Origin of the sequence: Salipiger pentaromativorans, assembly GCF_024721115.1 — a bacterium.
GTDB classification, from domain to species: Bacteria; Pseudomonadota; Alphaproteobacteria; order Rhodobacterales; family Rhodobacteraceae; genus Salipiger; species Salipiger pentaromativorans.
The window spans coordinates 207,478-220,268 of the sequence record NZ_JAMDHK010000004.1 but is presented as its reverse complement, the minus strand read 5'-3'; the positions used below and the strand labels follow the sequence as shown (position 1 = coordinate 220,268).

Annotated in this window: 12 protein-coding genes; 6 read left to right on the top strand and 6 right to left on the bottom strand. The window is 64.5% G+C overall.

Annotated elements, in window-relative coordinates:
- Nucleotides 1-61: 61 nt before the first annotated feature.
- The 4 genes from M4578_RS09365 to M4578_RS09350 form a co-directional block, all read right to left on the bottom strand.
- On the bottom strand, nt 62-1,252 hold the full coding sequence (locus M4578_RS09365) for an ABC transporter permease (RefSeq protein ID WP_258093184.1): 1,191 nt from the start codon (nt 1,250-1,252) through the stop codon (nt 62-64).
- Between the two features lie 4 nt (nt 1,253-1,256).
- Complete coding sequence (locus M4578_RS09360) at nt 1,257-2,894, bottom strand: ABC transporter permease (protein WP_258093183.1); 1,638 nt, start codon at nt 2,892-2,894, stop codon at nt 1,257-1,259.
- Between the two features lie 112 nt (nt 2,895-3,006).
- Complete coding sequence (locus M4578_RS09355; RefSeq protein ID WP_258093182.1) at nt 3,007-4,113, bottom strand: extracellular solute-binding protein; 1,107 nt, start codon at nt 4,111-4,113, stop codon at nt 3,007-3,009.
- 125 nt (nt 4,114-4,238) lie between these two features.
- Complete coding sequence (locus M4578_RS09350; RefSeq protein WP_258093181.1) at nt 4,239-5,342, bottom strand: ABC transporter ATP-binding protein; 1,104 nt, start codon at nt 5,340-5,342, stop codon at nt 4,239-4,241.
- A 416-nt stretch (nt 5,343-5,758) separates the two neighbouring features.
- On the opposite strand from M4578_RS09350, the gene M4578_RS09345 reads away from it, so the two are divergent.
- The 4 genes from M4578_RS09345 (at nt 5,759) to M4578_RS09330 (ending at nt 9,207) form a co-directional block, all read left to right on the top strand.
- Complete coding sequence (locus M4578_RS09345) at nt 5,759-6,955, top strand: M24 family metallopeptidase (protein ID WP_258093180.1); 1,197 nt, start codon at nt 5,759-5,761, stop codon at nt 6,953-6,955.
- A gap of 4 nt (nt 6,956-6,959) precedes the next feature.
- Nucleotides 6,960-8,114, top strand: coding sequence for an acetylornithine deacetylase (argE, locus tag M4578_RS09340; RefSeq protein ID WP_258093179.1), 1,155 nt, complete (start codon nt 6,960-6,962; stop codon nt 8,112-8,114).
- Nucleotides 8,111-8,749, top strand: a complete 639-nt coding sequence (locus M4578_RS09335; protein WP_258093178.1) for a GntR family transcriptional regulator — start codon at nt 8,111-8,113, stop codon at nt 8,747-8,749. Before argE ends, M4578_RS09335 begins: the two co-directional genes overlap by 4 nt.
- 71 nt (nt 8,750-8,820) lie before the next feature.
- A complete protein-coding gene (locus tag M4578_RS09330) occupies nt 8,821-9,207 on the top strand; it encodes a hypothetical protein (protein ID WP_258093177.1) in 387 nt (128 codons plus the stop codon).
- A 21-nt stretch (nt 9,208-9,228) separates the two neighbouring features.
- On the opposite strand, the gene M4578_RS09325 is transcribed toward M4578_RS09330, so the two are convergent.
- Both M4578_RS09325 and ribA read right to left on the bottom strand, forming a co-directional pair.
- Nucleotides 9,229-9,729: a L,D-transpeptidase family protein gene (locus tag M4578_RS09325; RefSeq protein WP_258093176.1), complete on the bottom strand. Its 501-nt coding sequence runs from the start codon at nt 9,727-9,729 to the stop codon at nt 9,229-9,231.
- 71 nt (nt 9,730-9,800) lie between these two features.
- On the bottom strand, nt 9,801-10,895 hold the full coding sequence (gene ribA, locus M4578_RS09320; protein ID WP_258093175.1) for a GTP cyclohydrolase II: 1,095 nt from the start codon (nt 10,893-10,895) through the stop codon (nt 9,801-9,803).
- A 155-nt stretch (nt 10,896-11,050) separates the two neighbouring features.
- Between ribA and M4578_RS09315 the strand changes: the two genes are divergently transcribed.
- Nucleotides 11,051-11,737: a response regulator transcription factor gene (locus M4578_RS09315; protein ID WP_258093174.1), complete on the top strand. Its 687-nt coding sequence runs from the start codon at nt 11,051-11,053 to the stop codon at nt 11,735-11,737.
- A gap of 352 nt (nt 11,738-12,089) precedes the next feature.
- Entirely contained in the window at nt 12,090-12,674 is a 585-nt protein-coding gene (locus M4578_RS09310) for a DUF2202 domain-containing protein (protein ID WP_258093173.1), read from the top strand.
- Nucleotides 12,675-12,791: the final 117 nt, after the last annotated feature.

The window sequence follows — 12,791 nt, the reverse complement described above, 5'->3', positions numbered from 1 at the left end:
GCACCCTTTCCAAAAGCTGAACACGGGCGGATATTCCGCCCGTGTCATTGCCTTTTCCGGATCAGCTCGGGCTCATGCCGCGCAGCCGCTCGGAGCGCCGCCGCAGCATCTCGACCGAGGCCAGCAGCAGGATCGAGATGCCCACCAGGATCGTCGCCGCGGCAAGGATCGTCGGCGAGATCTGCTCGCGCAGGCCGGTGAACATCTGCCAGGGCAGCGTCTGCCATTCCGAGGAGCCGACGAAAAGCACCACCACCACCTCGTCGAAGGAGGTGATGAAGGCGAAGAGACCGCCCGAGATCACGCCCGGCAGGATCAGCGGCATCTGCACCCGGAAGAAGGTGGTGACCGGATCGGCGCCCATATTCGCCGCCGCGCGGGTCAGCGAGCGGTCGAAGCCCACCAGCGTCGCGGTCACGGTGATGATGACGAAGGGGATGCCCAGCACCGCATGGGCCAGCACGATGCCGATATATTCGCCCTGCAGGCCGATCTTGGAGTAGAAGAAATACATCCCCGTGGCCGAGATGATCAGCGGCACAATCATCGGCGAGATCAGGATGGCCATGATCGCGCGCTTGCCGGGCACATGGCTTTGCGACAGGCCGATGGCCGCCAGCGTGCCGAGGCTCACCGAGATGATCGTCGCGACCGGCGCCACCAGAAGGGAGTTCTTCACCGCGCGGGTCCATTCCGGGTTGGTCAGGAAGTCGCGGTAATGGCGCAGCGAATAGCCTGCGGGATCGAAGCGCAGCATCTCGGGCGTGAAGGTGAAGAAGTTCTCGGCGTTGAAGCTGAGCGGCATCACCACGATGATCGGCGTGATCAGGAAGACGAAGATCGCACCACAGATCACCCGGAACCCGTAATGCCACAGCACCTGCCCCGAGGTGAGATAAGGCAGCAGCTTGGCCCGGTAGCGACCGAAGGCGATCCAGTAGGCGAACCAGCCGAAGAACCAGCCGAAAAGCAGGCCGACCACGGCGCCGGGCAGCCCGCCGAACAGGTATCCGGCGATGCCGAAGAGGACGATCAGCCCCCAGCGAACCGGCTTTTCCTGCGCCTCGCCCAGCATCTCGGCGGCGAGGAAGCCGATCACCGCCATGACCACGGCGCCGATCAGGATGCCGAGGAGTACCGAGCCGTTGGCGGCGCCGACGAAGATCCCGGCAAAGCCGCCGGCCGCGGCCAGCACCGGCAGGGTGAAGGAGAGGGGCTTTTTGCCCACGGGTGTCAGGACGACGTCATTCATGGCCTTACCCCAGCTTCACGTTGTCGATGCCGACGATCTTGTCGTAGGCCCAGTAGAGCAGCAGAACCACCGCCAGAAGGATCGCCCCCAGCGCGGCCGCGAGGCCCCAGTTCAGCGACGAGGAGATGTGATAGGCGATCCGGTTCGAGATGAACGTCCCGGTGGTGCCGCCGACGATCTCGGGCGTGATGTAGTAACCGATGGAGAGGATGAACACGAGGATCGACCCCGCGCCGATCCCCGGCACCGACTGCGGGAAATAGACCCGCCAGAAGGTCGTCCAGTTGGTCGCGCCCAGCGATTTCGCGGCCCGCACGTAAGAATGCGGAATGGTAGACATCACCGAGAACATCGGCAGGATCATGAAGGGCAGCAGGATGTGGGTCATCGCCACGATGGTGCCGAACTGGTTGTTGATCATCGCCAGACGGGCATCGTCGGCGACCAGCCCCAGCCAGACCAGCACGTCGTTGATGACGCCCTGCTGCTGCAGCATGACCTTCCAGGCCGAGGTCCGCACCAGCAGCGAGGTCCAGAAGGGCAGAAGCACCAGGATCATCAGCAGGTTGGCGGTGCGCGACGGCAGGTTCGACAGGATATAGGCGACCGGATAGCCCAGCAGGATGCAGCTGAACGTGATCACCAGCGACATGAACAGCGTGCGCTGGAAGAGCAGCATATAGATCCGCTCGTTCTCGGGACGCGCCTCAGGGCCGTCCGGGGTCAACTGCATGTCCACCGAGTTCAGGAAGTAGCCCGAAGTGTAGCTGGAGCTGTAAAGTTTGATGGTGCGCCAGATGTCCGGCGCCAGCCAGTCCTCGTCGATGTCCTCGAACCCGGCCTGGAAGGTGATGGTTTCGAAATCCGGGCTGTCGACCAGCGCGTCGGCGGCCTTGAGCATCTCGGCGCGCGGGCCGGTATAGCCCGACAGGTCGCCTGCCTTCAGGTCTTCGTAAAGCGCGGTATGCACCGCCGTCCAAGGCTCTTCCTTGAGCGGGCTCTTGTTCTCTTCGGTCTGCTGATAGCGGGCGAAGACGGCATATTCGCGGGCCGTCTTGGGCAGGATGTCGGAAACCCCGTCACGCAGGGCGAAGGCCGGCTGTCGCTCGCCTTTCGTCCAGGCGGCCTGTGCGGAAAGCCAGGCGGGATCGCCCATCAGCTCGGCCCAGGGTTCTGCCTCGTCCCAGTCGCGGTCGAGATCCTTGAACTGGTCCTGATAGACCTCGCCGATGTCGTCGAGCCCGCGGCCCGATTTGCGGAACAGCGAGGAGGCGCCGGTCAGCTCGTAGTTCAGGCGGGTGCCGAGCTTGGTATGCTCCTTGCGCTCCGCCGCGAGGAAAATGTCGTAATAGGCCGCTTCGAACGCCGCCTCGGGGGGCAGACCCTCGCCATCCCACTCTTCCAGAACGGCGGTGGTGTTGGGGATCGTGTCCGAGACGATCTGGTTCTCGACCGAGCGGAACAGCATGTCCGCGATCGGGGCGATGAATGTGACGAGCACAAAGAGCAGCAGCGGCGCGATCAGCATCAGCGCGCGCATCTTCTGCATGCGCAGGGCGCGGGCCAGGCTTTTTTTCAGCGGTGTGCCGTCTGCGGCCAGCATCGGGCCGGACTGGCTGCCGTCTCCGGTTGCGTCGGTCATGATGTCCCCGTTGGTTGATTGTGCCGCGATCTCTTCGGATCGTCGTGGAACGGGCGCCCTCGCCCGTCCCGGAAAGCGAAGGGGCGGACGAGTGCCCGCCCCCGTAGCCGTCTTATTGAGCCAGCCAGGCCTGGAATTTCGCGTCGATGTCGTCGCGATAGTCGGCCCAGAACTCATAGTTGTAGAGCAGCGTGTTGGAGGCGTTCTCCGGATCGGTCGGCATGTGCGGCGCCATGTCGATGCCCAGCTCTTCGTGCTGGCCGACCAGCGGCGCCGAGGACACGCGCGCCGGGCCGTAGGAGATGTACTTGGCCTGATCCGCCAGACGCTGGGTGTCGGTGGCGAAATAGACGAAGTCCTTCACGCGGGCGAGCGCCTCGTCCGACAGGCCCGTCGGAATGATCCAGCCGTCGAGGTCGAACACCTGCATGTCCCAGAGCATCGCAACCGGCTGTTTCTGCTCTTCGATCACCGAGAACAGACGGCCGTTATAGGTCGAGCCCATGATGACTTCGCCATCGGCCAGAAGCTGCGGCGTGTCGGCACCGGCCGACCACCAGACAACGCTGTCCTTGATGGTGTCGAGCTTGGCGAGCGCCTGGTCCTGACCTTCCGGGGTTTCCAGGACGTCATAGATGTCGTCCTTGGCCACGCCGTCGCAGTAAAGCGCCCATTCCATGTTGTTGATCGGACGCTTTTCGAGCGACCGCTTGCCCGGATAGGCGTCCAGGTCGAAGATCGCGCAGATGTCCGTCGGCGGGGTGTCGCCCACGAGGTCGGTGCGGTAGCCCACGGTGGTCGAGTAAACGATCTGCGGGATGAAGCAGTCCGACACGATCATGTCGCCGAAATCGTCAGACGCCGAGGTGCCATCGGGCGCGGGCGCCAGCAGCTCGTCGGGGTCGTATTCCATGGCGAGGCCCTCGTCGCAGAGACGCATCGCGTCTGCGGCCACCACATCGACGAGATCCCAGGTGATGTTGCCCGCTTCGTTCATGGCGCGCAGCTTGGCCACGGCCTCGTTCGAGCTTTCGTCCCAGGAGACGCTCACCTCGGGGTGCATCGCGATATAGGGCTTGGCATAGGCCTCGTCCTGGCTGCGCTGATAAGCGCCGCCCCAGGAGACGAGCGTCATGCTGTCGGTCATGTCCTGCGCGGCCACCGCACCGGCGGCGACGGTGAGTGCCGTCGAGGCCAGAAGGGTTTTGGTCAGTTTCATTGGTTACTCCCTTGTAAACCCGTTTTGGTTCAGGGCCGGGCCCCGGGTAGCGGCACCGGCTCCGTTGAGTAGCCACGGCGCCGGGCCCGGTCTGTCCGGTCCCGCGCCGCGCGCTATGACTTAACCTATGGCGCGTCGAGCGCCCGGCAATCCTGCGGCAGCCAGCCGATCTCGATCTCTTCGCCCGGTTTCAGGCGGATCTGGTCGGGGGCGTTCCGGGTCTTGATGACGAAATCGTTGTTGCCCGCCACGCTCAGCCGGGTGCGGAAGATGTCGCCCATGTAGATGAATTCCAGCACCTTCGCCTTGAGCGTATGGGCGCCTTCCTGAAGGCGCTCCTTGTTCACCTCGACCCGCTCGGGACGGATCGACACCCGGGTGCGTTCGCCGACCTTGCTGACATTGACCGGCTGCGCCTCGATGATCTCGCCATCGTCGAGCTTGACGGTGCAGACGTCGCCCTTGACCTCGGTCACCACGCCTTCCAGCGTGTTGTTCTCGCCGATGAACTGCGCCACGAAGCTGTTCTGCGGCGCCTCGTAAAGCTCATCCGGCGGCGCAAGCTGCTGAATGCGGCCGTCGTTGAACACGGCGACGCGGTCGGACATGGTCAGCGCTTCGGTCTGGTCGTGGGTCACATAGACCGTGGTGATGCCGAGGCTATGCGCGAGGTTGGTGATCTCGAACTGCATCTTCTCGCGAAGCTGCTTGTCGAGCGCGCCGAGCGGCTCGTCCATCAGCACCAGCTCGGGCTCGAAGACCAGCGCGCGGGCCAAAGCGATCCGCTGCTGCTGACCGCCCGAAAGCTGCGCCGGGCGGCGGCCGCCGAAGGCACCCATCTCGACCATGTCGAGCGCGCGCTTGACCTTTTTCTCACGCTCCGATTTGCCGATCTTGCGCACTTCCAGCGGGAAGGCGAGGTTCTCGGCCACGGTCATGTGCGGGAAAAGCGCGTAGTTCTGGAAGACCATCCCGATGCCGCGCTTGTGGGGCGGGATGTTGTTGATGCTGACCCCGTCGAGCTTGATCTCGCCATGGGTGGCGGTTTCGAACCCCGCCAGCATCATCAGACAAGTCGTCTTGCCCGATCCGGACGGTCCCAGCATGGTCAGGAACTCGCCCTTTGGCAAAGTGAGGTTCAGATCCTTCACGACGAGTGTCTCGCCGTCGTAGCTTTTCTGAACGCGTTCGAAGGCGACGAATGCGTCGCTTGTCCCGGTATCTGGCAAATCCGGCTCCCCGTTGATGTCTCGCGGATTGGCCCCGCTGTCTTGTGTCCAAACTAAACCGCGTCAGCCCCCGTCTTGCAACCGTCTAGAGGCAAAACCAAGGCTAAGCCTCGGAACACAGGAAAGCCGGGCACAAAAGCGGCACTCTACAGACGAAAACGTCACTGTAATGCAGCAATTCGGGAAAATGGACTGCAAAATTTTGCGAACCGGACGTGGCGTCAACCTCAATTTTCGGTCGTTTCGACCATTAAAACCGCAGAAGATCGGGATAATTTCCCACAAAGATGCACAACTTCGCGGCAAAAGCAGCGTTTTTCATCAATGAACTCTGCAAACGACGCCGAATGTCGGTTTTTGACAGCTCCAGTTGTACACAAGTGGCTAGCTGGGGCGAGACGAGACCGGAGACTCTCATGCGCCAGCACCGATTCCAGAAAGACCTGCCCTTCTCCGAGGCCGAATACGAACGCCGCCTCGCCCTGACCCGCGCCGCGATGGAGCGCGCGGGCATCGAGGTGCTGCTGGTGACCGACCCGTCGAACATGGCCTGGCTGACCGGCTATGACGGCTGGTCCTTCTATGTGCATCAGGGCGTGCTGGTGTTTCACGACGCCGATCCGGTCTGGTGGGGCCGCAATCAGGACACCAACGGCGCGGTGCGCACGGTCTGGATGGGCGACGACCGGGTGATCGGCTACGCCGACAACTACGTGCAATCGACCGAGCGTCACCCGATGCAGGATCTCGCCCAGCGGCTGATCGGCATGGGTCAGGACGGCGCCCGGCTGGGCGTCGAGATGGACAATTACTATTTCTCCGCCAAGGCCTTTCAGTCGCTCTCCGAGAGCCTGCCGCAAGCCACGCTGATCGACACCACCGCGCTGGTGAACTGGCAGCGCACCGTCAAATCCGCCGAAGAGATCGCCTTCATGCGCAAGGCGGCGCGGATCTCGGAAAAGATCGTCGACGGGCTGCTGGAGCGGGTCGAGCCCGGCGTGCCGAAAAACCAGGTGGTGGCCGAGATCCAGCGCGACGCGATCCTCGGGGTGGGCGACGACTGGGGCGATTACGCCGCCATCGTGCCGCTGCTGCCCTCGGGCTCCGACGCCGCCGCGCCGCATCTCACCTGGGACGGGCGCCCCTTCAACAAGGGCGAGGCCACCTTCTTCGAGATCGCCGGCTGTTACCGCCGCTACCACACCCCCTTCTGCCGCACGATTTTCCTCGGCGAACCGCCGGAGATCTTCCGCAGCGCCGAGGCGGCGCTGGTCGAGGGTCTGGAGGCCGGGCTGGAGGTTGCCCGCGCGGGCAACCGTGCCTGCGACATCGCCAATGCGCTGGCCGCGCCGCTGGAGCGCGCGGGCATCGAGCGCGGCGCCCGCTGCGGCTATCCCATCGGCCTTTCCTACCCGCCGGACTGGGGCGAACGGACCATCTCGCTGCGCTCCGAGGACGAGACCGTGCTGCAACCCGGCATGACCTTTCACTTCATGCCCGGCCTCTGGATGTCGGATTGGGGGCTGGAGATCACCGAATCCATCCTCATCACCGAAGACGGCCCGGCGGAATGTTTCTGCAACCGCCCGCGCAAGATGTTCGTGAAGGACTGACGCCATGCTGAAAGCCACCGAAGCGATCCTCGCCGAGCTCATCTCCTTTCCCACCGTGTCGAGCGACAGCAATCTCGACATGATGGCCTGGATGGCCGACCGGCTGGAGCATCACGGCGCCAGGGTCGAGCTGTTTGCCGACAGCTCCGGCGCCAAGGCCAACATGTTCGCCACCATCGGCCCGGACGTGCCGGGCGGCGTGGTGCTTTCGGGCCATTCCGATGTTGTGCCGGTCACCGATCAGGTCTGGCATTCCAACCCGTTCCAGCTCAGCGAGCGCGACGACCGGCTGCACGGGCGCGGCGCCTGCGACATGAAGGGGTTCATCGCCGCCGCCATCGCCATGGCCGATCCGCTGGCCGAAACGCCGCTGAAACGCCCCGTGCATCTCTGCTTCACCCATGACGAGGAGGTGGGCTGCATGGGCGCCCGCGCGCTGGTGCCCGAGTTGCAGAAACGCGGCTACGCGCCGCGCATGGCCATCGTCGGCGAGCCCACCGAGATGCGGATCATCGAGGGCCACAAGGGCTGCTGCGAATATACCTGCCGGTTCCACGGGATGGAGGGCCATGGCTCGGCGCCCGAGCGCGGGGTGAACGCGGTGGAATACGCGGTGCGCTATGTCACGCGCCTCATGGCGCTGGCGGAGCAGCTGAAAACCCGCGTGCCCGCGAATTCGCGCTTCGATCCGCCCTGGACCACGGTCAATGTCGGCCGGCTTTACGGCGGTGTCGCGCATAACGTGATCCCCGGTTTCGCCGAGGTCGACTGGGAAATGCGCCCGATGCAGGAGGCCGACGCCGGTTTCGTCAAGGAGGCGCTGCACGCTTATGTCGAGACCGAGCTGCTGCCCGCCATGCGCAAGGTGAACCCTGCCGCCCGCATCGAAACCCAGGTGATCGGCGAGGTCGCCGGTCTGGAGCCGCTGCCCGAAAACGCCGCGCGCGATCTGGTGGCGCAGCTCACCGGCAACGAGACCTGCGACGTGGTGCCCTTCGGCACCGAGGCGGGGCTGTTCCAGGAGATGGGCATGTCGGTCGTGGTCTGCGGCCCCGGTTCGATCCACGAGGCGCACAAGCCCGACGAATACGTCTCGCGCGACCAGCTCTCGCAATGTCTGACCATGCTGGAGGGCGTGGCGCGGAGCGTCGCCGCGTGAGCGGTGCCACGCTGCGGTTCCAGCGTCTGCACGCGGAGCTGCGCGCGCGTATCTGCCTGCTCGACTACCCGCCGGCCACGCGGCTCTCCGAGGCCGCGCTGGCCGAGGAATTCGGCACCTCGCGCACGCCGCTGCGCCGGGTGCTGGCCCGGCTGGAAGACGAGGGGCTGCTGGAAAGCCGCCACGGCGTCGGCACGCTGGTCACCGATGTCGAGATCGGCGAGATGGCGCAGGTCTATGCGCTGCGGCTGGAACTGGCGCAGCTTGCGGGCACGCTCGACCCGCTGCCGGTAACCCCCCATGTTCTGAACGAGATGCAAAGCTTTGTGCGTCGGGGCCAGGCCCTTCTGGCCACGCCGGAGGCCCGCGCCTTTGCCCAGCTCAATATGGACTATCACGGTTTCGGCCTGTCGCTGACCGGCAACCCCGCGCTGCGCGAGATCAGCGAACGGCTGTATTACCGCACCGCGCGGATCTGGCTGAAATCCATCCCCCATATGGATCTGGCCGACGAATGCGCGATCTTTCTCAGCGAGATGCGTGAAACCCGGACGGCGCTGCGCGCGGGCGACACCCAGGCTGCGGCCCTCATCCGCCGCGCCCATATCTCGATGAGCGTCCGGCGGATGTCGTAAGTCCGATCTATCGCTTGATCTGTTCTGCATTCCCGGCGACGCTCCGGCACCTCACAAGAAAGGGTGTATCCATGCGAGTCCTGCCAATCGTCGCCGCGCTGCTGCTCTCCGCCGGCACCGCAAGCGCTGAATTTGCCATTTCCTTCACCTGGGGCGACATCCCGCTTTGCACCACCGGGCGGCCCAACCGGGTCGGCGCCCCGGCCTTCACGATCAAGGATCTGCCCGCCGGCACGACCACGGTCGAATTCCGGCTCAAGGATCTCGACGTGCCGAGCTACAACCACGGCGGCGGAAAGGTGAAGATCTCCGGCAGCGGCAAGCTGCCTTTCGGCACGTTCAAATACAAGAGCCCCTGCCCGCCCGGCGGCAGCCACACCTATGAATGGACCGCAACCGCGAAGGCGGGAAACAAGGTCGTGGGCACGGCCAAGGCCCGGCGCGCCTATCCCGAATAGCCCGGCGGAACCGGCAGCGCCTTACCCCGCCATGGTCTCCGGCACGATGAGCCGGGTGCCGGGGACAGCCAGCGCCGCGATCTGGCGCAGATGATCGCGGCGGAAGGCGATGCAGCCCTCGGTGGGAAAGCCCGGCCGCCGCCACTGGTGCAGAAAGATCGCCGAGCCGTGCCCCGGCTCGGCGAGGGGCCAGTTCCAGTCGGTCAGCAGCACGATGTCGTAAAGCGGATCGGCGCGGCGCATCCGCTCGTGGCTGGGCGCGTAGGGCGCCCGCACCATCGTGTTATAGGCGGGATCTCCGGCATCGTCCGACCACAGATCGCCCGGCAGGATCGGATCGGCCCAGGGCGCGGGCCGCGCCACACGGTCGGGACGATAAAGCGTGCCGACGATCCGGTGTATGCCGACCGGCGTCGCCCCGTCGCCTTCGCGCTTGTCGCTCCGGATGCCGCCCCGCCCCACCGAACAGGGCCAGAGCTGCCCTGAGAAGCGCAGGCCCAAAGGCGTCAGAACCATCTCCATCAGAACCTCCGTAGGGTGGGCAATCTGCCCACCGTTCCTTGTCGAAAAACAGGGTGGGCAGATTGCCCACCCTACAGAAGATGCCCCGATTTCGCCGCCTTGGTGGCAAGGTAATGCGCGTTGAACGCGGTCTTGCCGACCTTCAGCGGCACCCGTTCCGCCACGGCGATACCGCACCGCTCCATCATCGCGAGCTTGTTGGGGTTGTTGGTCAGCAGCCGCACCGAGGTAAAGCCCATCTTGCGCAGGATCTCGGCGCCCAGCCGGAAATCGCGCTCGTCGTCCTCGAAGCCCAGCCGGTGGTTGGCCTCGACCGTGTCGAAGCCCTGATCCTGCAACGCATAGGCGCGCATCTTGTTAGCAAGCCCGATGCCCCGACCTTCCTGGTTGAGATAGAGCAGCACCCCCGCCCCCTCTTCACCCATGCGCGCCAGCGCCGCGTGAAGCTGCGGACCGCAATCGCATTTCAACGACCCCAGGACATCGCCGGTGAAACAGGCCGAATGCAGCCGCGCCAGCACCGGCGCATGGCGGTCCGGACGGCCCACCTCGACCGCGTAATGCTCTTCCGATCCGTCCGCCGGGCGGAAGATATGCAACCGCGCGTTCTCGGCCGTCTCGAGCGGCACGCGGGCCGACACCACATGATCGAGATTGGCCAGCATCAGCATCGAGGGCGCCGCCGCGACGCCATCGACCAGCGTCAGATTCTCGTTCAACGCCACACCGCGCGGCGCCGCGACGGGCAGCACCAGCGCCGCCGGCAGCAGCCGGGCGGATTTCGCCAGGGTGATCGCCAGCCGGTGCAGCGCCACATCGCCGCCGCGCCGTTCCTTCAGCGGGCCCTTCATCGGCATCGACAGATCGTCCGCCGGGTCCGACACATTGCGCACCCAGGAAATCCCCGCATCCGCCGGTAGCGCCACCCGCGCCAGATCGCCGTCATAGACCCGCGCCTTGAGCGTCTCGGCCCGCCGTGCCGTCAGAACCAGCTCGGTCTCGCCCTCGGCCTGCCGCAGCAGCGCCAGCCGCTCTTCCGACGCGGTTTCGGCGGCCAGCACCAGCACCCCGGCGCCATCCGCCCCCATCAGCACCACCGGCACCCCCATGCGCAGATCGGCACGGGCACGGGCAAGGATTTCCATCAGGTTCGGTGCAAGGGGCATTCGGGCTCTTCCGGACGGCGGCGCTGTAACAAAACAGCTCGGCTCTTGTAACAAAAGCCCCCGCTCAACACGAGGGCGTGAGACTGGTGCAGCAAATCTTGCCCACACGCAACGGTGTTTCCATGTGATCCTCAAGACGACACGGAGACACGAACATGGCTCAGATCAAGAATATCCTTCTGGTGGATGACGATGACGACCTGCGCGAAGCGCTGGCCGAGCAATTGGTGATGACCGAGGATTTCGAGGTCTTCGAAGCGGAAAACGGCGCCTCGGCGATGTCCCGCGTCAAGGAACAGAATTACGAGCTGATCATCCTCGACGTCGGCCTGCCCGACACCGACGGGCGCGAGCTTTGCCGGCTGATGCGCAAGCAGGGCGTCAAGGCGCCGATCATCATGCTCACCGGCCACGACACCGATGCCGACACGATCCTCGGGCTCGACGCGGGCGCCAACGACTATGTCACCAAGCCCTTCAAGTTCCCGGTGCTGCTCGCCCGGATCCGCGCCCAGCTTCGTCAGCACGAGCAATCCGAGGATGCGGTGTTCTCGGTCGGGCCTTATACGTTCAAACCGGCGATGAAACTGCTCATCACCGAAGACGACCGCAAAATCCGCCTGACCGAGAAGGAAACCAATATCCTCAAGTTCCTCTACCGCGCGACCGAAGGGGTCGTGGCGCGCGACGTGCTGCTGCACGAGGTCTGGGGATACAACGCAGGGGTGACGACTCACACGCTCGAGACGCATATCTATCGTTTGCGGCAAAAGATCGAGCCCGACCCCTCGAATGCCCGCATTCTTGTCACCGAATCCGGAGGATACCGCCTAGTCGCATGAAAACCATGCGGATTTCCGAAGTCTGTGACTTTTCCGCCGTCAGGCAAAAGGTCGCGCTTCCCGCTTGACGCAGATCAAAGTAGTATCGAAACGGTATCTTTAGATACAACCCAAGAGTTCCCGTCGCATGTGCGGGTCATCACATGCACCTCCCTGTTGGACCTGGCCGGGCTTTTCGCCCGGCCTTTTTTTGCCCTTACGTCAGCCCCCTGCCCCGACGCCGCGCGCGCCGCTGCGACCCGACGTCGCGACCGCGATTTTCCCGCTTTCGTGATCCATCCTAAGGTTCACATAACGGTTTCAGAATATAATGTGAGAACGCGCGAACCAAACGCAATGCAGAGGCAAGACCATGAGACAATTGTCATTCGGACCCAAGGGGCATGCGGGGGCCATATCGCAAGAGGTGCAGTACGGGTTCGGCGCAGCCGGTGACGGGAACGAGATCCCCACCGTCCCGGCGGGAAGCGGCGACACCGAGAACGTGACATCGACGGTGCTTTACGACGACGCGGCCATCGCAGAGCTCTACTACATGATCGAAGAGGAAAAGCTCGCGGGGGACATCTATGAGGCGTTCTACGACCTCTACGGTCTGAAGATCTTCGATCAGATCGCAACCTCCGAGGACCGCCATTTCGATGCGCTGATCTCGCAGGCCGAAAACATCGGCCTCGACGTGGATGTCTTCCTTCTCGAACCCGCAGGCACCTTTCTCAACGACGAGTTGCAGGAGATGTACGACACGCTGCTCGCCAGCGGCTCCGTCTCGGTGACCGACGCGCTCGAGGTTGGGCTGGCGATCGAGACCAAGGACATGACCGACATCGCCGAGGCCATCGAAGAGGTGGAGGGCACGCCGCTGGCCGAGACCTACGATCACCTCCTGACCGGCTCCGGTTACCATCTCGACGCCTTCGCGTCGCTGCTGGCTTAACAAACGCGCGGCCCGGCCCCGGTCGGGCCGGCAGGATCGGGCCGGGCGTTCAGCCCGGCCTTCTTCATATCCGCCTCCCTGCCCGCAGCCCGGTGGTTGAAATCCCCCGCCCCGCCG

Excerpts from the sequence above, each read along its gene's own strand:
- M4578_RS09325 (WP_258093176.1), bottom strand. The coding sequence starts at position 9,729 with ATGGAGATGGTTCTGACGCCTTTGGGCCTGCGCTTCTCAGGGCAGCTC.
- argE (WP_258093179.1), top strand. The coding sequence starts at position 6,960 with ATGCTGAAAGCCACCGAAGCGATCCTCGCCGAGCTCATCTCCTTTCCC.
- M4578_RS09330 (WP_258093177.1), top strand. The coding sequence starts at position 8,821 with ATGCGAGTCCTGCCAATCGTCGCCGCGCTGCTGCTCTCCGCCGGCACC.
- M4578_RS09360 (WP_258093183.1), bottom strand. The coding sequence starts at position 2,894 with ATGACCGACGCAACCGGAGACGGCAGCCAGTCCGGCCCGATGCTGGCC.
- M4578_RS09310 (WP_258093173.1), top strand. The coding sequence starts at position 12,090 with ATGAGACAATTGTCATTCGGACCCAAGGGGCATGCGGGGGCCATATCG.
- M4578_RS09315 (WP_258093174.1), top strand. The coding sequence starts at position 11,051 with ATGGCTCAGATCAAGAATATCCTTCTGGTGGATGACGATGACGACCTG.
- M4578_RS09355 (WP_258093182.1), bottom strand. The coding sequence starts at position 4,113 with ATGAAACTGACCAAAACCCTTCTGGCCTCGACGGCACTCACCGTCGCC.
- M4578_RS09365 (WP_258093184.1), bottom strand. The coding sequence starts at position 1,252 with ATGAATGACGTCGTCCTGACACCCGTGGGCAAAAAGCCCCTCTCCTTC.
- M4578_RS09345 (WP_258093180.1), top strand. The coding sequence starts at position 5,759 with ATGCGCCAGCACCGATTCCAGAAAGACCTGCCCTTCTCCGAGGCCGAA.
- ribA (WP_258093175.1), bottom strand. The coding sequence starts at position 10,895 with ATGCCCCTTGCACCGAACCTGATGGAAATCCTTGCCCGTGCCCGTGCC.